This is a genomic window from Streptomyces antnestii, assembly GCF_004005495.1.
Classification (GTDB): Bacteria; Actinomycetota; Actinomycetes; order Streptomycetales; family Streptomycetaceae; genus Streptomyces; species Streptomyces antnestii.
In genome coordinates this window covers 57,310-74,460 of sequence record NZ_RZYA01000008.1, presented here as the reverse complement: position 1 = coordinate 74,460, position 17,151 = coordinate 57,310, and the positions used below count along the sequence as shown (strand labels likewise).

At 69.0% G+C, this 17,151-nt stretch carries 16 protein-coding genes; 8 read left to right on the top strand and 8 right to left on the bottom strand.

All coding sequences use genetic code 11. The annotated features are described in order from the left end of the window. Positions 1-96 precede the first annotated feature (96 nt). Together EOT10_RS18540 and EOT10_RS18535 are read left to right on the top strand one after the other, a co-directional pair. Positions 97-2,535 carry a WD40/YVTN/BNR-like repeat-containing protein gene (locus tag EOT10_RS18540; RefSeq protein WP_127829350.1) on the top strand — a complete coding sequence of 813 codons (2,439 nt, stop codon included), beginning with the start codon at positions 97-99 and terminating at the stop codon, positions 2,533-2,535. Positions 2,536-2,634: 99 nt separating this feature from the next. Next, positions 2,635-2,838: an ABC transporter permease gene (locus EOT10_RS18535; protein WP_223281054.1), complete on the top strand. Its 204-nt coding sequence runs from the start codon at positions 2,635-2,637 to the stop codon at positions 2,836-2,838. Positions 2,839-2,872: 34 nt separating this feature from the next. Here the strand turns inward: EOT10_RS18535 and EOT10_RS18530 are convergent, their stop codons facing one another. The 5 genes from EOT10_RS18530 to EOT10_RS18510 form a co-directional block, all read right to left on the bottom strand. Next, positions 2,873-5,530: a DUF3376 domain-containing protein gene (locus EOT10_RS18530; protein WP_127829348.1), complete on the bottom strand. Its 2,658-nt coding sequence runs from the start codon at positions 5,528-5,530 to the stop codon at positions 2,873-2,875. Between the two features lie 129 nt (positions 5,531-5,659). Further along, the gene (locus tag EOT10_RS18525; protein WP_127829347.1) at positions 5,660-6,433 is read right to left on the bottom strand and encodes a polysaccharide deacetylase family protein; all 774 of its coding nucleotides are present in this window, start codon (positions 6,431-6,433) and stop codon (positions 5,660-5,662) included. A gap of 178 nt (positions 6,434-6,611) precedes the next feature. Then, positions 6,612-7,919 (bottom strand): phospholipase D-like domain-containing protein, encoded by a 1,308-nt coding sequence (locus tag EOT10_RS18520; protein ID WP_127829346.1) that lies wholly within the window; start codon positions 7,917-7,919, stop codon positions 6,612-6,614. A gap of 302 nt (positions 7,920-8,221) precedes the next feature. Further along, complete coding sequence (locus EOT10_RS18515; protein WP_127829345.1) at positions 8,222-9,325, bottom strand: acyltransferase family protein; 1,104 nt, start codon at positions 9,323-9,325, stop codon at positions 8,222-8,224. A 111-nt stretch (positions 9,326-9,436) separates the two neighbouring features. Next, positions 9,437-10,258, bottom strand: a complete 822-nt coding sequence (locus tag EOT10_RS18510; protein WP_127829344.1) for a carbon-nitrogen hydrolase family protein — start codon at positions 10,256-10,258, stop codon at positions 9,437-9,439. 204 nt (positions 10,259-10,462) lie between these two features. Here EOT10_RS18510 and EOT10_RS18505 point away from each other — a divergent pair, with 204 nt between their 5' ends. The 3 genes from EOT10_RS18505 to EOT10_RS18495 are packed head-to-tail and all read left to right on the top strand — an operon-like array spanning position 10,463 to position 14,074. Further along, positions 10,463-11,956 carry a purine-cytosine permease family protein gene (locus EOT10_RS18505; RefSeq protein WP_223281053.1) on the top strand — a complete coding sequence of 498 codons (1,494 nt, stop codon included), beginning with the start codon at positions 10,463-10,465 and terminating at the stop codon, positions 11,954-11,956. Continuing rightward, a complete protein-coding gene (locus tag EOT10_RS18500; protein ID WP_127829343.1) occupies positions 11,956-13,485 on the top strand; it encodes a GMC family oxidoreductase in 1,530 nt (509 codons plus the stop codon). Before EOT10_RS18505 ends, EOT10_RS18500 begins: the two co-directional genes overlap by 1 nt. A gap of 58 nt (positions 13,486-13,543) precedes the next feature. Then, entirely contained in the window at positions 13,544-14,074 is a 531-nt protein-coding gene (locus tag EOT10_RS18495) for a hypothetical protein (protein ID WP_127829342.1), read from the top strand. 120 nt (positions 14,075-14,194) lie between these two features. Here EOT10_RS18495 and EOT10_RS18490 read toward each other — a convergent pair whose 3' ends face one another. Further along, entirely contained in the window at positions 14,195-14,458 is a 264-nt protein-coding gene (locus EOT10_RS18490) for a PepSY domain-containing protein (RefSeq protein ID WP_127829341.1), read from the bottom strand. A 229-nt stretch (positions 14,459-14,687) separates the two neighbouring features. Between EOT10_RS18490 and EOT10_RS18485 the strand changes: the two genes are divergently transcribed. Beyond that, positions 14,688-15,068: a helix-turn-helix domain-containing protein gene (locus tag EOT10_RS18485; protein WP_127829340.1), complete on the top strand. Its 381-nt coding sequence runs from the start codon at positions 14,688-14,690 to the stop codon at positions 15,066-15,068. Positions 15,069-15,201: 133 nt separating this feature from the next. Beyond that, the gene (locus EOT10_RS18480; RefSeq protein ID WP_127829339.1) at positions 15,202-15,462 is read left to right on the top strand and encodes a hypothetical protein; all 261 of its coding nucleotides are present in this window, start codon (positions 15,202-15,204) and stop codon (positions 15,460-15,462) included. Positions 15,463-15,569: 107 nt separating this feature from the next. On the opposite strand, the gene EOT10_RS18475 is transcribed toward EOT10_RS18480, so the two are convergent. Both EOT10_RS18475 and EOT10_RS18470 read right to left on the bottom strand, forming a co-directional pair. Continuing rightward, positions 15,570-15,893 (bottom strand): hypothetical protein, encoded by a 324-nt coding sequence (locus EOT10_RS18475; protein ID WP_127829338.1) that lies wholly within the window; start codon positions 15,891-15,893, stop codon positions 15,570-15,572. Between the two features lie 429 nt (positions 15,894-16,322). After that, entirely contained in the window at positions 16,323-16,583 is a 261-nt protein-coding gene (locus tag EOT10_RS18470) for a hypothetical protein (protein ID WP_127829337.1), read from the bottom strand. Between the two features lie 338 nt (positions 16,584-16,921). Between EOT10_RS18470 and EOT10_RS18465 the strand changes: the two genes are divergently transcribed. Then, positions 16,922-17,137, top strand: coding sequence for a hypothetical protein (locus EOT10_RS18465; protein ID WP_189491753.1), 216 nt, complete (start codon positions 16,922-16,924; stop codon positions 17,135-17,137). Positions 17,138-17,151: the final 14 nt, after the last annotated feature.

The following is a 17,151-nucleotide window of genomic DNA, read 5'->3' as shown; positions in this document are numbered from 1 at the left end:
GGCCCCCGGGGGGACGATGGTAGTGAGCCCTTGGGCTCGGGCCGGGACGCGGATCATCAGGTTCAGGTGAGCTTCACCGCATCCTCAGGGGGCGACATGGCCATCTCCGATGAACAGTTGGCGCAGGCCAAGAACATCAGGGTCGAACAGGTACAGCTGCTGCGCAGGAGCCGCGGCGCGACGAACGAGACCCTCCAGGGACTGCCGGACACGGCGATACGGCGGGCGCTGCGCCGGCTGAACTATCCCGATCTGCCCAACGCGCGACGGCTCTTCAGGCTCGAACAGGAGCGTAGCGACGACGGCACCATTCCGGCACACGCCCAGGGAACCGCGCGTGACCGGATGCGCACACTCCTGACGGCCAGAGAGGCCCCGCCCCAGCACACCGCGGGTGTGCCCACCGGTCTGACCGCGGAGGGAATCGCGGGACGCCCGACCCCGACGGCCGGGATGCAGCTCGCCCGATGGGAGTGGCTCGGCCCGGGCAACATCGGCGGCCGCACCCGCGGCATCGTGATCGATCCCCAGGACGCGCGGAAGATCTGGGCCGCGAGCTCCGGCGGCGGGGTGTGGCACAGCAAGGACGGCGGCGGAGCGTGGACTCCCGTCGACGACTTCCTCGGCAACCTGGCCTGCTCCTGCCTGGCCATGGACCCCAGCGACCCGACGACGCTCTACGCCGGCACCGGCGAGGGCTTCTCCAACGCCGACGCCCTGCGTGGCAACGGCGTCTTCCGCACCACTGACGGCGTCAACTGGGAGCCCCTCACCGCCACCCAGACCGACGACTTCCGCGCCGTGACCCGGATCGCGGTCTCCTCCACCGGCGAGGTGGTCCTCGCGGCCACCGCGAGCGGACTGTTCCGCTGCTCCGACGCGGAGCGCAAGACGTGGACACAGGTCCTGGACGTCCCCCTCGGCACCGTCCTGTTCGACCCCACCGACGGCAGCCGGGCCGTCGCCGGCGCGCTGGAGGCCGGTGAGGCCTTCGTCAGCGCGGACGGTGGGCGCACCTGGAAGGCGACGACGCACGGTCCGTGGTCGGGCCGGGTGGAACTCGCCTACGCGGCCAGGAACCCCGACGTCGTCTACGCGTCGGTCCAGATGACCAGCGGCCGCATCTACCGCTCGACGGACGGCGGCGCGACCTATCAGCCCCGTAAGACCCTCGATTCCAGCGGCCATGTGGCCGACTACCTGGGAGACCAGGGCTGGTACGGCAACTCGGTGTGGGCCGGTGATCCGACGGACGAGAACCTCGTCGTGCTCGGCGGCGTCGATCTGTGGCGCAGCACCGACGGCGGCGACCACATCGCCGAGATCAGCACCTGGTGGGACGCCCGGTCGGTGCATGCCGACCACCACGCGATCGTCTCGCACCCCTCCTATGACGGGACCGGCAACCGGACGGTCTTCTTCGGGAACGACGGCGGAGTGTTCAAGGCGGACGACCTGGCACGGACCGGCACCGAGCAGGAACCGCCGTTCGTCAAGGGCTGGACCGAGCTGGACAACAACTACGGTGTCACCCAGTTCTACTCCGGTGCCGGCAACCGGCTCAGCGGAAAGATCGTCGGCGGTGCACAGGACAACGGCACCATCTGCTTCGACCCGGCCCGGGGCACCGAGGGCTGGCAGCAGATCTTCGGCGGCGACGGCGGCTGGTGCGCCGCGGACCCGGCCGACCCCGACGTGTTCTACGGCGAGTACGTCTTCCTGAACATCCATCGCAACACCGACGGCGGCACCAGTGACGACACCGGGGGCGACCGGTACATCAGCGGTCAGTTCTGGAACGGCGACCTCAGGGAGTGGGACTGGAAGCCGCCGCCCTTCCGCATCTCCGACGCCATGACCAACAAGGCGCTCTTCATCGCGCCGTTCATGATGGACCCGAACAACTCGGACCGACTGCTCGCCGGCGGTCTGTCGCTGTGGCGGACGAACAACGCCAAGGAGACCAACACGCCGACGTCGGGGCCCAGTTGGCAGTCCGTCAAACCCAGCGCCGGAGCCAACATCAGCGCGCTCGCGGTGGCACTCGGCAACTCGGACCTGATCTGGGTGGGACACGTCAACGGCATGCTGTTCCGTACCGCCAACGGCACGGCGGCGACGCCGACGTGGAGCACGGTCGGGGCGACCGGACCGAGCCCGCTGCGGCCGCGGCGCTATCTCACCTGCATCACCATCGACCCGGTGGACCCGGACACCGTCTACGTCGCCTTCGGCGGGTTCGAACCGGACAACCTCTGGGTGACCCACAACGGCGGCGCCCAGTGGTCCCAGCTCGCCGAGACCTTGCCGGACGTTCCGATCCGGGCCGTCGCCATCCATCCGCGCCGTACCGAACTGCTCTACTGCGGTACGGAGGTCGGGCTCTTCGCCAGCGAGGACGGCGGAGCGAACTGGTCGGCGACCAACGAGGGGCCCACCAACTGCTCTGTCGACCAGCTGTTCTGGATGGACGAGACCCTCGTCAGCGCCACGCACGGCCGCGGCATGTTCCGGATCGACCTGTCGGCGGTCTGACCCGTCCTCGACCTCGACCTGGCACTCATCGAAGGTGACGGTGATGCTGTGTTTGCCTCAAAGATACGAGACGTGCGTTTGCGGGGACGGATCGAGTCCGTGGCCGCCGGCTTGTGCGGACTGCTCTTCCTGGTGACGCTGATCTGGCCGAACTGGATCGAGGCAGTCTTCGGAGTGGACCCTGACCAGCACAGCGGAGCACTGGAGTGGACCGTCGTCGCCGTGGCGCTGTGCGCCACACTGACGTTCTCCCTGCTAGCCCGCGGCGAATTCCGCAGGGCCCGGACGCTGTCGACCCGGTGACGTCCCCGGAGCACGAGAGGCTCCCTGAGGCGTGTCACTGTCGGAGGTGTCTGGCGGCCCAGCAGAAGAGGCCGGTGACGATGAACTCCAGGCCGAGAAGCACAGCCATACCCGCCGCCGCGGTGGCCAGCTGCAACGTCCAGCTCCAGTCGCTCTCCCACAGGTACCGGACGAGGACCGACAGTCCGAAGGCGCCGGCCATCGCCGAAACCAGGGCCAGCATGGCCGCCCACAGAGTGGTCCGCATGGCGGTCGCCGGATCCCTTCTGACCCTCCACCACCACAGCCACCGCGCCGGGGAGCAGACCAGGCGTGAGGGCCCCGACCACTGCCATGCCTCGACCCGGCGGCCGAACGCCCGCCGGAACATGACCTTGCCGGCCTCGGCCTTGACGCCGCTGTCCGAAGATCCCTTGCCCACGACGATGCCCAGCACCGCCTCCACCATCCGGCCGGCCGTGTGCCGCCCGTTCCTGGTGTCCAGGTAGCGCTGGAACAGCAGCGAGTCGTCGGGCTCCGCCAGCTCGTCGAGATTGCGGCCCATCTGCTCCTTGCCGATCTCGGCCCGGAGGATGGCCTCGTGCAACTCGGTCTCGACGAGCCGCCGTTCCTGGTGGTCCGGGATGAACAGCCGCAGCAGATGGTGGGAGGCGTCGAGCCGCCCCCAGGTGAAGTCGGAGGCACGCCACTCGGGCCTGACGAACGCGCCGAAGTGGTTGAGCCGGATGCCGTAGAGCTTGCGGTCGCCGAGAGGCGCGTACTTGTCCAGCGGGAAGACGGGGCTGTGGTCGTCCGGGCCAAGGCGCAGGAACTCGAACTGCGGAGTGTGCTCCACCAACTCCTCCGGGGAGGAGAACGCCCGCGCCACCACCTCCGCGATGAGACAGAAGCGCAGGATCTCCACTTCCCCGAGGCCCGACACTGCGGGGCCCTTGACCTTGCGCAGGGCGTCCGCGTACGCCTTGACGGCGCTGTGCACCTGCTCGCCCAGCACATCCTCGAGCCCGAGCTGCTCATAGACGGCGTTGAGCAGAGCGACGGGACCCTGCTCCGGGTCGAGCCGGTCGGCCGGGGCTCCGCCGGCCTCCGTCGCGTTGCGGATCAGGGCGAAGACGGTGTCCTGGACCGCCCGCACCGTCCGGACGCAGGAACTCAGCCCGTTCAGCGCGTCGGTGAGGGCGGACTGGTCCCTGCGCCGGGCGTCGGCCACGTCCTCGTCCGGCGCGCACCGCGGGGAATCCTGCCCCGCGGCATTGGCCCTCAGGCGTCGTTCGATGTCGCCGACGAGGGTCCACATCAGGCGTTCGGCCACGCTGACGCCCCACACCCACGGCCGCCACGCCGGGTTCTCCAGGGCGCTCTTGGATTCTGGTACCCAGGAGGGCCGGCGGCCGTGGCGCAGAATGTCGTCGATGTCCTCCGCCTGCGGGATGCCCACCAGGGAACGTACGCCGCGTCCCTCCTCGCGCAGTTGCCGCACCTTCCACACCGCGCCGCTGATCCGGCTCCTGAGGTACTCGGGGAAGAGGGTCTCGGACAGCTTGTGCAGTTCGACGCGGGGGTCCGTTTCAGGCTCGTGGGTCGGCTCGATCTGGCGGACGTAAAGCTCCAGATGCCGGTCGAACGACTGCCGGTTCATCAGAGCGAGGAGTTCGGCCGTCCCGTTGCGGAAGTCGGCCTCCCGCGGGTAGCTGACGGCCGTGCCGAGCACCGACGGCCACTCCGTCGCCTTGCACGGCGGCCTGGTCTCCGTGTGCCGCTCGGCGACTCCGGTGGAGGGCACGATGTAGACGACGATGCGCCGCACGGGCCCGTCCACGCGCCGGTCTCCGATGGCACCCAGGACCGGTTCGAAGGGGGCGTTGTTCAGCAGCCCACCGTCGACGATCCAGCTGGCGCGGTCACGGCCCTGGCTCGGGATCTCCGGGGCCGGCCGCACGCGCTGCCCAAGGAGCGGTGACTCGTCCACCGGCGCGAAAGCCACCGGGAATCCGGCCGAGGCACGCGCGGCGAGCCGGAGCCGGTCCAGGACCTTCTCGTCGAGGAAGTCCCTGCGCGCATGGGTCTCCGGTTTCCACACATCGCACTCGGCACCGGCCTTCCGGAAGACCACGGCACACGGATCGTGCTGGAACTTGTAGATCCGGCGGTGGTCGGCGACCTGGAACTGGCCTCCGAAACCGTCGCGGAGATACTCGGGCAGGCCGTCGAGCGCGGTCGCGGTGACGAAGAGCGTCACCGGCTCGGCGTCGCCCTGGTTCCCGCTCATCCCGTGCAGGATCTTCCCGATCTCGTCCTCGAAGTACCGTCCGTCGAGAACGCTGTTGTACGACGGATGCCCGAGCAGCCGGTCGTCCGTGAGCGCCGCCGCCTCCTGCCAGGTCTTCCGGAGATCAGGCAGTGCCGTACCCCGGCCGATGGCCGCCGCGAGCAGTGATCCGTTCAGCCCGCCCGCGGACGTGCCCGCGATGACATCCACAAGGACCTGTGTGTGCGCCTGCCGCATCACCCGCTGCCACGTCTCGAAGCACGCCTGGTCGGCCGGGGCGACGGACTCCGGCCGACCGGACCGCAGCCCGCGGGACGCCCGCCGCAGCAGGTCGATCTCGTGCGTCACGCCCCCCATCCAGACGGCGAGGCTGACGCCGCCGTTGAGGACCAGTGCGAGACGCGTCTGCTCAGGAGTCGCCATCCACGCACCGTAATCAGACCAGGCCTCCGGCCCCGGAATTGCGCGCGTGCCCGGGCGCCAGGCCACCTGACTGGAGGCACACCGGCGCGCCGTGCGGCCGGTGACCGGGAACCGAGCCGGGGGCGAGGCTCAGCGCACCGGGAAACCGAAGGTGTATCCCTGTTCCTTGAGTTGGGGGAGAACGCGGCGCAGGGCCTCGACGGTCTGGGTGCGGTCGCCGCCCGCGTCGTGGAAGAGGAGCGTCGGCCCGTTGGGCAGCTCCCGCTCGACGGTGGCGACGATGGTGTCCGTACCCGGACGTTCGAAGTCCTTGCTGTCCACGTTCCAGCCCAGCGGGCGCATGCCCCGGGAAGCGGCGAGCTTACGGCTGTAAGGGGTGAAGGCTCCGCCGGGGGCCCGGTAGTACATCGGCCGTACGCCCCCGGAGGCCTTGGTGATCATGCGTTCGGCGTCGAGTATCTGCTGCGACTGGTAGGCCTCGGACTTCTTGTCCATGGTGGTGTCGTGCGACACCGAGTGGTCGCACAACCGGTGCCCCGCCGCGACGACCTTCTTCACGAGGTCCGGGTGTGCCTGGGCCTGCGGGCCCACCATGCAGAAGGTGGCCTTCACTCCGTACTCCCGCAGCACGTCGAGTACTTGAGGGGTCCACCTGGGGTCAGGGCCGTCGTCGATGGTGATGTTGACGCCGCGGGTCCCCGCGTCCGAGGCGTGTGCGATGGTCACCGCGGTCGGTCGCATGTCACCGGCCGGTGTGGCCGGGGCCGCCGCCTCCGGTGACGGACCGTCCGCGGCACCGGCCTGCGCGGTCCACACCGAGGCGCCGGTGGCGAGCAGCGTCACCCCGAGCGCGGCCCCGACCAATGTGCTGTTCCAGCCCCGCCTGCTGCTCCGCCGCCCCATGCCCGTCCCCTTCGCGCAGTGCCTCACCGGCCCCGACCACCTTGCGTTCACAGGGCAGGACGAGACGTTCGGCGCCATGGATGCGTCCGTTACCGATCACGGACAACTCCGGGATGGTTCACGGACAACGCGGGGAAGGTTCACGGACGACTACGGCGGCCCGGCGGCAGAGTGCCGTCTATTCCTGGATCTGCCTCGGATCGATCGGAATCTCCCGTGCCCGGTTCTCGGCGCGCTCCTCGGAGCTCAACTGCCGTGCCACGGTCCCGCAGCAGTGGTCGTACTGGCTCTGCCAGTCCGTCATGAACGTGTCGTAGCTGGACCGGCCGGTCAGCTTCAGGTCCGACTCGTCGTTGTGCCAGACGCCGTTGGTCGTCCAGTTCGAGGAACCGACGAACACGAGTCTGGAGTCGGCCGTACCCGCGTAACCGCCGCTGACCATCATGTACTTGTCGTGCGTGTAGTGCAGGGCGTTGCCGTTCGCGTCGGTGCCGTGGGTGGTGTCGTGCACGTCGATGTTCGGCCGGTTCTTGAGGTAGTTCTGCACGCTGTCGTCGACCTGGCCGGCGGTGATCAGGATGTGGATCTTGACGCCGGTCTGCGCCAGGCTCACCAGCTTCTTCGGCAGTTCCAGATAGTTCCGGTCGCCCGGCTGCCCGTGAGAGGTCCACTCGAACATGGCGATGTTGATCGTGGCCGGCGCCTTGATGTTGTTCAGGAAGTCGACCCAGGTGTCGCTCTTGGTGCGCGCCTTGGGCCACTGGTAGGAGGGCGGGGACAGTGTCGTCCGTGCGGCCGTGGCGCTGGTGGAGTTGTAGTAGTCGGGTGCCAGCGGGCCCGGGCCGTAGATCGCGCCCTTGGACATGGCGGTGAAGTAGCGGACGTAGGAGTTGTACAGGTCGACGTTGCCCTTGACGGTGGCGCTGCTGTTCCACGCGGTGTTGGCCTGGGCGGACGTGGGGTTGGCGCTGCTGACGGTCACCGTCCTGTTCGCCTCGAGCCCGCCGCTGAGCATGTAGTATTTCGCGTGCAGGGACGAGCCGCCGAAGTGGGACAGACAGGCGCCGGGGCACAGCGCGGCGAAGCTGGAGGCCTTCGGGTCGTTGCCCAGCTCGGTGACCAGCGACTGCCAGATCGCGTTGTCGCTGTGAGCGTCCATCAGCGCCTTGACGATGACGCCGCGCTGGTGCGCGGCGATCAGGGCGTTGGCGAAGTCCGGACCCGGCTGTGCGGAGCTGATCGAGTACATGGCGACGCGGATGGTCTGCCCGCAGCTTGCGCTGTTGATCGAGTCGATGATCGGGCCCATGATCTTCATCTGGGCCGCGGGGTCCTCCGGATTGTTGAAGCGCGGGCCCGGGCTGGAGGTGAACGTCCGGGACTCGCAGCTGAGTGGGGGCTTGGCCTTCTTGACCGCTGCGTGCGCCGGGGTCATCGACAGCGCGGTGACGACCAGTGCGGTGGTCAACGTGAACGTTCGCTTCATGGGCGGCCTTTCGCTGGGCTGCTGATGACGAGGAGCCGGGCTGCTGCAAGAGCCCGCAGGGCGATGCCGCCGTCTGCGGAATCTACTACTGTTTCACCGAATCTTCCCATAATCGCGTGAAGTCCCTGCATGGCGCATCGATGTGTCCGATGCCAAGCCTGCGGCGAACTCCCGAATCCCAACAGACCGCCTACGTCGGCGCGTTCAAGCACCGGCAGAACCTCGTGACCGCCGTTGCTCATCGAACCGAACTCAACTGCCCAGGGTGGGCCGGCCGGTTGCGTCCCGACCGTCGCCGACGGTCAGCGGCGTTGCGCCATCGCACCAGAGACAGCGAGGCCGGTCTCGCTGCCTTCCGGCTTCCTCTCGTCCGTGGACGCCTGCTCAGCGGGAGCCTTTTGGCCGCTGTCCTTCGGGATCAGCCATCGAGGGAAGCGCGGTTCGACGAGCGGCCTGGTCAGCCTGCGAACCGGCGGTGTGGACAGCAGGAACACGGCGGTGATCGCACACAGGCTCAGGAGCGCCTCGCCCGGCAACCCGTGGGCCTGCAGAGGCGGGAAGGCGCCCGCCCCCTCGCCCAGGCGGATCAGCAGGCCGTGCAGCAGATACGGATAGAGCGTGACCGCACCCAACGTGGTGAAGAACGTCCTGCGATGCGGCACGAGCGCGAAGAAGGCCGCGACCAGAACCGCACTCACGGCGAACAGGACAAGCCGCACCGCGAGGTATGTGCCCGGCGAGACGCCCAACTCGCCGTAGCCGACGAACATGGACAGCCAGTTGTCGTCCGGGCCGGGCGCGAGGACGTACGCGACCGCGAGGGCGACCAGGATCGCGGGCAGCGCGCAGACGCGGGCGGTCCTGGTGCGCAGGAGCGCGAAGTGCTCGGGGCGCATCCGCAGCCCGAGCACGAACCACGGCAGAAACATCAGCACCCTCGGCAGCGCCAGGTCGTAGCTCATCTTGGTCATGCCGGCGGCGAGCGAGATCACCACGGCGACGGCGACAGGGAAGCGCACGGCCTTCCACATCGGCGCGGTCAGCCGCCACACGAACAGGGCGATCAGGAACCAGAGCAGATAGAGCGGCGCCGTGGGGGTGATCGAGAACGGGGTGCCGCGGACCTCCGCGTACACGGCACAGTAGATCGTCTCGAAGATCAGGTAGGGGGCGAGAACACCTGATGTCAGTCTGCGCACCTGGCCGGGCCGGAAGCTGAAGCTCCGGGAAAAGTATCCGGAGAGCAGGACGAACGCCGGCATGTGAAAGCCGTACACAACCGTGTGCAGGGCGCGCAGTGCGTCCGTGCCGGCGATCTGGTCCCAGCTGTGCCCCAGGGCGACCAGGACGACCAGCAGGAACTTGGCATTGTCGAAAAATGGATCACGGTCCGACGCGGCACTCATCGATCTGACGGTACGGGTGCGTGGCCCACAAGGAAAATCGGTGCCCGTCCGCGGGCGCGTCGCGGTCACACGGACCGCTCCCGCCCGGCGCCGGTCCCGGTTCCCGCCGGGTCAGTAGAGCTCGGGGCGGGTGTCGGTCCAGAGGGCGGAGCTGTGGGTGTCGGCGTCGGCGATCCCCGCGGCGAGGTCGACGGTGCACGTCACGACGTTCGGCCCGCCGGCGTCGTGGCGGGGTGCCTCGCAGACCACGGTGCCGTCGGGCGCGATCACCCTGCTGCGCCCGAACATGGCGGCGTCGCCCTCGCCACCGGCCTGGTTGACGGTGATCCACCACTGGCCGTTGGCGAGGGCGTTCGCCGGGTGGAGCAGGTCCCACCAGCGCTCGGCGCCGGCCTCGTAGGCGGCAGGCATCACGACGACGCGGGCGCCGCGCTCGCGCAGCGCCCGCGCGTACCCGGCGTGGTCGCCGTCGAAGCAGGTCGCCATGCCGATCCGGCCGAAGCGATCCGTGTCGACGACGGAGGCCTCGTCGCCGGCGGCGAAGACGGCGTCCTCGGCGGTCGGGCGGTAGAGGTGGGCCTTGCGGTGGCGGCCTGCCACGGCGCCGTCGGGGCCGTACACCACCGTGGTGTTGTACGTCACCCCGTCGGCCAGCTCCGGGACCGAACCCGCGAACAGCCAGATCCCGTACGTGCGCGCGGCCTCGGCGAGCCGGTCGCTGCGCGGCCCGGGGACCGGCTCGGCCGCCGCGGCCACGATCGCGCCGAGCCGCGGGGCGTCGTACCCGCTCGCCCACAACTCGGGCAGGACCACAAGGTCGGCGCCCTGGCCGGCGGCCTCGGCGACCAGTGCGAGCGCGGTATCGAGGTTGGCGGCGGGGTCGCCGGGCACGGCGTGCCACTGGACCAACCCGATGGTGACGCGGTCCTGCATGAGACGTGCTCCTCACAGATGTGGGTGAACGGCCTCATCAAGGGGTCTCGGCGAAGGTGATGTCAATGCGCCCGAACATCTGATTTGGCGATGCAGTGCAACGAAAACCGCTGTTGGTCGGCGACCGGCGCGCGGGCCTACCGTGACCGGCATCACGACTGCGGCGCCGACCGCCGGAGCCGGCAGGCCTGAAGGGAAATTCCCATGCAGCACGACGCAGCCGAGACCACGCAGGCGGCCGAGACCACGATGCCGGTCGAGACCACGACGGCGGTCGAGACCACGACGGGGGTCGAGACCACGCTGGGGGTCGAGAAGCGCACCATCGACCACATCCCCGTGACCGAGCGGCACGGGCGCGCCCGCGACCTGTTCACCATCTGGTTCGGCTCCAACATCATGCTGCTCACCGTGGCCACCGGCGTGGTCGCGACGGCCGTCTACGGAATGCCCGTCTGGGCCGCGCTCATCGCCCTCGTCGTCGGCCACGCCGTCGGCGGCGTGGTGATGGCGCTGCACGCCGCACAGGGCCCACAGATGGGCGTCCCGCAGATGCTGCAGACGCGCGCGCAGTTCGGCTCGTACGGGAGCCTGCTCGTCGTCATCCTCGTGATCTTCATGTACGTCGGCTTCTTCGCCTCCAACATGGTCCTCGGCGGCCAGGCGGTCTCCAGCCTGTTCGGGATCGACGAGACCTTCGCGATCATCCTGATCGGACTGGTCAGCGTCGTCGGCGCGATCGTCGGCTACCGGATGATCCACGCGCTGACGGGCCTGATGAGCCTCGTCTCCGGCGTGGTGATGGTCCTCGCCTTCGTCTGGATGCTCGGCGTCCACCACCTGCCCACCGGCGCGCTGCACACCGGCGGCGCCACCGTGGCCGGCTTCATGGGCACGGTCTCGCTGGCCGCGCTCTGGCAGATCGCCTACGCGCCGTACGTCTCCGACTACACCCGCTACATGCCCCGCGACACGGGCGTGCGCCCCGCGTTCTGGGCGACGTACGCCGGCGCGGTGCTCGGCTCGCTGTTCCCGATGATCCTCGGCGTCCTCGTCGGCGCCGCGCTGCCCAAGGCCGACACGGTCTCCGGCCTGCAGGAGCTGACCCACGGCGTCGGCGGCGTCGTCATCGCGGTCTTCGGTATCGGCATCGCGTGCACCAACGCGATGAACCTCTACTGCGGCGCGCTGTCCACCATCACGGTCGGCCAGACGATCTTCCCGAAGTGGGTGCCCGGCGCCTCGGCCCGCGCGGTGGTCTCCGCCGTCCTCTTCGCCGGCGCGCTCGTCATGGCGCTGGCCGGCAAGGACAACTTCCTCGTCAACTTCACCAACTTCATGCTCCTGCTGCTCTGCGTGCTCGTGCCGTGGACAGCCGTCAACCTGGTCGACTACTACGCGCTCAAGCACGGCGAGTACGACATCGACTCCCTGTTCGAGCGGGACGGCGGCCGCTACGGCAAGTTCAACCTCATCGCGGTCGCCTGCTATGTCCTCGGCATCCTCGTCCAGATCCCCTTCCTGAGCACCGCGATGTACACCGGTCCGATGGCCGAGAAGCTCGGCGGCGTCGACATCTCCTGGATCATCGGACTCGCGGTGATCTGCCCGCTCTACCTGTTCCTGATGAAGCGCTTCGCCCGCTTCGCCGGCCACAGCCCGGTGGTGGCGGAGGCGGCCACGGAAGGTGTCGCGTGATGGCCGACGCCACGGCCTTCGACTACCTGATCGTCGGCGGTGGTACGTCGGGCAGCCTGCTCGCCGCGCGCCTGAGCGAGGACGCCGACGTCACCGTCGCGCTCCTCGAATGGGGCCCCGACGACGAGCACGAGCCGCGCGCCCGTGAGCTGCGGCGCTGGGCGGAGATGCTCGAGGGCGAGTACGACCTCGACTACCGCAGCGTCCCGCAGGAGCGCGGGAACTCGGCGATCCGCCAGGCCCGGCTGCGGATTCTCGGCGGCTGCTCCGACGGCAACACGATGATCTCCTGGCGCACCCTGGCCGCCGACCTCGACGAGTGGGTCGAGCGCGGCGCCGCCGGCTGGGAGCCGGCCGTCGTGCAGCCGTACTACGACCGGCTCCCGACGCCGATCCAGCCCGTCGCGACCGCGGACCGCAACCCGATGGTCGCCGACATGGTGGCCGCCGCGGCGACCGCGCTCGACGTACCCGTGCAGGACGCGTGGAACGACGGCCGCCTTGACGAACGCGCCGAGGGCGCCGGCTTCTTCGAGGTCGGCTACACGCCGCAGGGCAACGTCCGTTCGTCGACGTCCATCCACTACCTGCACCCGGCGCGCGCCACGCGCGCCAACCTCAGCGTCGTGCTCGGCGCCCGCGTGGAGCGCGTCGAGGTCGTCGACGGCCGCGCGACCGGGGTGCTCGCGCGCGTCGTGGGAGAGCAGGTCCGGTTCGCCGCGCGCCGCGAGGTGATCCTCTGCTGCGGCGCGATCGACACGCCGCGCCTGCTGCAGCTGTCCGGCATCGGACCGCGCGCCGTCCTGGAGGACGCGGGCGTCCCCGTCGTCGTCGACCTGCCCGGCGTGGGGGAGAACCTCATGGACCACGCCGAGGGGCTCGTCGTCTGGGAGTTGCGGACCTCGCCACCGGCCACGTGTGCGAGCGGCTGGGACGCCGGCGCCCTGGTGAGCCTCGCCGAGCCGCACGACCGGCCCGACGTCCTGATGCATTTCCCGGTGGAGCCCTGGGCCGTCCACGCCGAGGCGTACGGCGCCCGGCTGCCGGAGCGCATCGTGTCCATCGCGCCCAACGTGGCCCGGCCGGCCTCGCGCGGCCGCGTGTGGATCACCTCGGCCGACCCCGAGGCGGCGCCCTCGATCGACTACCGCTACTTCACCGACCTCGAGGGCCGGGACGAGGCGGTGCTCGTCGCGGGCGTCCGGCTGGCCCGGCGCATCGCGGAGGCGGAGCCTTTCGCGTCGTGGCTCGTACGGGAGGTCTTCCCCGGCCCGGACATCCAGACGGACGAGCAGATCAGCAAGGTCGCGCGGGCGACCCATCAGACGGTCTACCACGTCAGTGGCACCTGCAGGATCGGCGCGGACGACGACCAACTCGCCGTACTGACACCGGAACTCGCGGTCCGAGGCGTCGACGGACTGAGTGTCGTGGACGCCTCGGTGTTCCCCCAGCTCGTGGCCACCAACCCGGTGGTCACGATCATGATGGTCGCCGAGCGCGCCGCGGACCTGATCAGGAGCCGCTGAGCACCTCGGCGAGCTGGGCCCGTTTTGAACGCGTTCAAGTAGGGCGTACGCTCCTGCCATGAGCGACAGTGGTGACAGAGCCGCCCTTCTCAAGGGCATCCGTGCGTGGCTGGTCCTCTTCGTCGTCTGCCTCGTGCTGAGCGGGGCGACTGCCTTTCCTCTGGTGCACGAACTGCACTGGACCGAGGACCTGTTGAGGTCCTTGTCCGTGCCGGAGCATCTGCCCGCGCTCATGGCCTGGATCGAGCGCGTACGGCAGGGGCTCGACGTCGCCGACGCGAGGTACCCCTTCCTGCTGTACGGCACGGACTGGCTGGCGTTCGCGCACCTAGTGATCGCCGTCGCCTTCTACGGGCCCTACCGCGACCCGGTCCGCAACATCTGGGTCGTCGAGTTCGCGATGATCGCCTGCGCCGGCATCGTCCCGCTCGCCCTGATCTGCGGACCGCTCCGCGGCATCCCCTTCTGGTGGTCGGTCATCGACATGTCCTTCGGGGCCTTCGGGGTGATCCCCCTGTACGTCGTCCGCAGGAAGATCAAGCGGCTGGAGGCCCTCACCTCGCCGGTGCCGCTCGCCATGGCTACTTGAGCGCCGCCGGTGCCGGGAACTTCTGGCCCGGAGACGGGCCAGGACCGGACTGACGGGCCGCGTCAGGGGCATCCTCGTCGCCCGGCTGTCCGAACCCGGCCCGGGACGGGAGTCGCGCCTTCAGCGATTCGCGGAGTTGTCCTCCTCGAGGATCTCGCCCGTGTGGGCGTTGAGCTCGATCCACCACACGACCCCGGCGGCGTCCTCGACCTCTACGGCGAACCGGTAGCGGCCGGGCGCGGTCTCGTCCTCGCCGTACTCGAACCCGAGGACGTCCTTTCTCGCCGGGTGCCGCGCGGCGGCGATCCGCTCGAGTTCGTCGCGCGGCATGACCTTGCCTGCTTCGACGATGTGCCGCGCCTGTTCGCTGTCGATGCGTCTCATGCCGCCACGGTATGGCGGCGCCCCTTCCCCGGCGACCGGTGCGCGCCCCTTGGCTTACGGGGTGGGGGTGCCGGGCGTGACGGAGCAGGCCGCGAAGCGTTGAACCCAGCGGTCGTGGTGCCGACGGAGAGTGTCCAACGACATTGGACGCCAGTCCCTCGTAGCACCTGATGGCAAGCCGTTCAACTGTGTTTGCTCAACCGCCTTGCCGACAGGGAGAATCGATCTCGTGGCCAACGCACTGCAGGAATTGGTGAAGAGCCGACTGGAGCAGCAGGGCTGGTCCTACGGTGACGTGGCCCGGCGCGGCGGCATCCCGCGATCCACCGTCCACCACCTCGCGACCGTCGCACAGGTGGCCCGTATGCCACAGCAAGCCACCCTCGAAGGCCTCGCCCGAGGACTGGAACTCCCCCTGGACTCCGTACGCAGAGCCGCCGCCGAAGCCTGCGGCATCCACCTCTACTTCGAAGACCCCGCCGACACCACGTCCGACCCGGAGATCGCCACCCTCATCGCCAGCGTCCAACGCCTCTCCGAAGCCGACCGCCGCCACGTCACCGCACTCGTCGAATCCCTCCTCCGCAGCACCCCCGACGGCCCCGGCTAGGGGCTTCCGTGCGCGGACGTTCCTTGTGCGGCGAAAGCGTCAGATCGCCGTAAAAATCCTTCCATCGCGGCTATCCTCTCGTCGCACGGGCCGCGTCGAACCGCCCGAAGCCTCCGGGGAGAGGGGGGTCCACGTGCTTGTCGTCCATGGGGTGTCCGCGACCGCCGTCGTGCGGGGCAGGACGGGAGAGCCGGTCGTCCTGCTCTCCGGTGAACTCCCCGAGGCGCTCACCCCCGCAGCCCTCGACGTGCTGTTGAACCTGGCCGCCGCGGTCCTCGACGCGCAGGAACTGCGGCTGTTCCGGAGGTGCCTGTCCGCGCTGCGCTGTGGCGAGAAACTCGACGAGCGCCGGATCGAAGTGAGCGGAGCGGTCCTGACCGTCTACCGGAGTTGATCCCGGACACGGCCGCGGGGCTTCCGGGAGTTGCCTCCCGGAAGCCCCGCATCGGGTGCGCCCCGCGTCGGATGCGCCCACATCGGGTGCCGCCCGATCAGACCGGATCAGAAGTCGCGGTCACAGTTCCTGTAGTCGTCGTAGCCGTTGTGGTCGTCGTAGTCACGGTAGTTGGCGTGGCGGTAGCCCCTCCAGCCCCAGCGGTAGCCGCAGTTGTCGTCCCACCGGCTCCAGTAGTGCCCGCGGTGGTGCCGGTGGTACCGGTAGTCCCCGCACCAGCCGTCGTTGTGGAGGGCCGGCTTGTGCATGAGCCGGTGGGCCTGGATCGGGGCGGCCGTCGCGGTGGAGGCCATGGCCGTGCCGGTCAGGGGGATGGCGACCGCTGCGACGGTCAGGGCGGCCGTCGCGGTGGCGCGTGCGAGTTTTCTCATCGCGTTTCTCCTTGATTCGATGAATTGCCGGATGGCGTGCCAGACATTACTCGGCAATGGCTCATTGCTCATTCATCGAACCGGCTGTGGGCGACTTACTGGACCAGCATCGGCGGAGGGTTCTGTGGCGCCCGAATCATGCTCTGACCTTTGCTTACCTGGCAATTCCGGGCTCGCTCCCGCAGCGGCCGGAAACACTCTTCAGGGTGAAGCAACTCCGGTATGTCGTAGTCGTGTTGCGGGTCGCCGTGATTTATCAAAAACAAATCCGGGCCGCCCCGGGTAATGCGTTGAAGAATTCTCTGCCGTTTTCGTGAGTGGGAGTTCTGTCCTGCGGAAACGGAAATCTGGCGCGGTGTATTCGCCCCGTGTTGTGCGCAGTCAGTTCGGCGCGGCCGGCTTCGGTGGACGGCCGGTTTCGGTAGACGTTCAGCTTCGGTAGACGGTCAGGACGGCTCCGCTGACCTCGATCCGGCGTTCGTCGAGTTTCTCGCCGCAGCGCAGCGCGGACAGGCACTTCCGGAACAGCCGCAGCTCCTGCGCGTCGAGGACGGCGGCGGCCAGGTTCAGAAGTTCGGCGAGGGCGGCCGGGGTGAGTGCCTCGGGGAGTTCGCCGGAGAGCAGGACGACCGGTTCTCCCGTTCTGTCGCGCACGACGGCGGTCGCGGGCACTCCTTGGACGACAAGCACGTGCGCCCCTCTCGCAGAGGTTTCGGGCGGTTCACCCGTCCTGGGGGTCGAGAGGATAGTCATGGGGGAGCCGTACAACATGGGCCGAACGGCCCTGAGTTGAGCCATTCGGGTGGGAACGCGAAGCGTGTCGGGCGGAGTTCGCGTCCGGCCGTTCGCGCTCCCACCTGCCGTTTCCCCCGTTGGGCGACATGTCCGGTGGCGGGCGATGTGCGTGAAGTGGTTGTCCGAGGTTCTTGGACGGTCTACTGTCCAACCTCGTCAGACAGATCGTCCGGCATGAATGGACGTCCGGGATCGGACGTGACCGTCCATGCCCATTCAGTAAAGGAACCACCATGCTCGGCATGCGTGAGCTGGACGCGGAATCCGCAGAGCTGCTGCCCGGCCGTGAGGCTCTGGGCCGGCTGAAGTTCAGCTTCGTCAAGACGACCAACGTGACGCGGCACGTCGCGTACGTCCAGGCCCAGAACAACTCGCTCGCGGCGAACGTCTGCTCGCCCGAGGCCATCGCCGCCTCCGAGGCCAACCAGACCATCAACGTCTCTCAGTAACCGACCCATCATCC